Source organism: Exiguobacterium sp. s16, from assembly GCF_018618115.1.
In the GTDB taxonomy this organism is placed as follows: domain Bacteria; phylum Bacillota; class Bacilli; order Exiguobacteriales; family Exiguobacteriaceae; genus Exiguobacterium; species Exiguobacterium mexicanum_A.
Map to the genome: position 1 here is coordinate 1 of NZ_JACSLM010000023.1, position 1,182 is coordinate 1,182.

Sequence of the window (1,182 nt, forward strand, 5' to 3'; positions counted from 1 at the left end):
CCCGTTCCCATGCCGAACACGGAAGTTAAGCGCTTCAGCGCCGAAAGTAGTTGGGGGTCTCCCCCTGTGAGGATAGGACGCTGCCAGGCTGATTGTTTTTTTGAAAAAATTATTGACTTTACTCTTGATGACATTTAAAATAGGTAAAGTCGATACAATAATTATTTAAAACGGTCCCGTGGTGTAGTGGTTAACATGTCTGCCTGTCACGCAGAAGATCGCGGGTTCGAATCCCGTCGGGACCGCCATTTTTTTATTTAAACTTAATAAGTTGGCTTTGTAGCTCAGTTGGTAGAGCAAAGGACTGAAAATCCTTGTGTCGGCGGTTCGATTCCGTCCAAAGCCACCATTTACAGCGCCGGTGTAGCTCAGTTGGTAGAGCATCTGACTTGTAATCAGAGGGTCGAGGGTTCGAATCCTTTCGCCGGCACCATTTTTCTCATGGCGGTTGTGGCGAAGTGGTTAACGCACCGGATTGTGATTCCGGCATTCGAGGGTTCAATTCCCTTCAGCCGCCCCATCTTAAAAAATTAATGAGCCATTAGCTCAGTTGGTAGAGCATCTGACTTTTAATCAGAGGGTCGCAGGTTCGAGCCCTGCATGGCTCACCATTTCTCATTAATTTCTATACTTAAATATTATATGCGGGTGTGGCGGAATTGGTAGACGCGCTAGACTTAGGATCTAGTGTCTTTGACGTGGGGGTTCGAGTCCCTTCACCCGCATCTCTAATCTAACTTTATATTGCGGAAGTAGTTCAGTGGTAGAATACGACCTTGCCAAGGTCGGGGTCGCGGGTTCGAATCCCGTCTTCCGCTCCAATTATATGCGGTCGTGGCGGAATCGGTAGACGCGCTAGGTTGAGGGCCTAGTGGTGGTTAACACCGTGGAGGTTCAAGTCCTCTCGACCGCATTAATGCACCCTTAGCTCAGCTGGATAGAGCGTTAGACTACGAATCTAAAGGCCGGGAGTTCGAATCTCTCAGGGTGCACCATTTATAACGGGAAGTAGCTCAGCTTGGTAGAGCACTTGGTTTGGGACCAAGGGGTCGCAGGTTCGAATCCTGTCTTCCCGACCATTTCTTAATTCAATTTGGTCTTTGAAAACTGAACGATGAGGCAAAAATGTTTTACAATTTTTGAATGAAGCGCAAGCTTCGTCATTTTTAAAGAGCTATATCA

General features: G+C 47.3%; 10 tRNA genes and 1 rRNA gene. All 11 read left to right on the plus strand.

What is annotated here, in order from left to right:
* Window positions 1-89: ribosomal RNA gene (gene rrf, locus KNP86_RS15500) — 5S ribosomal RNA — on the plus strand; the annotation flags it as partial.
* A gap of 83 nt (window positions 90-172) precedes the next feature.
* A tRNA-Asp gene (locus tag KNP86_RS15505) sits at window positions 173-248 on the plus strand.
* Window positions 249-273: 25 nt separating this feature from the next.
* Window positions 274-349, plus strand: a tRNA-Phe gene (locus KNP86_RS15510).
* A gap of 8 nt (window positions 350-357) precedes the next feature.
* A tRNA-Thr gene (locus KNP86_RS15515) sits at window positions 358-433 on the plus strand.
* 11 nt (window positions 434-444) lie between these two features.
* Window positions 445-520: transfer RNA gene (locus KNP86_RS15520), tRNA-His, on the plus strand.
* A gap of 15 nt (window positions 521-535) precedes the next feature.
* Window positions 536-611 (plus strand) — tRNA-Lys (locus tag KNP86_RS15525).
* 33 nt (window positions 612-644) lie between these two features.
* A tRNA-Leu gene (locus KNP86_RS15530) sits at window positions 645-725 on the plus strand.
* A gap of 21 nt (window positions 726-746) precedes the next feature.
* Window positions 747-821 (plus strand) — tRNA-Gly (locus KNP86_RS15535).
* A 7-nt stretch (window positions 822-828) separates the two neighbouring features.
* Window positions 829-913 (plus strand) — tRNA-Leu (locus tag KNP86_RS15540).
* A gap of 5 nt (window positions 914-918) precedes the next feature.
* A tRNA-Arg gene (locus KNP86_RS15545) sits at window positions 919-995 on the plus strand.
* A 7-nt stretch (window positions 996-1,002) separates the two neighbouring features.
* Window positions 1,003-1,079, plus strand: a tRNA-Pro gene (locus KNP86_RS15550).
* The last annotated feature ends 103 nt before the right edge of the window (window positions 1,080-1,182 follow it).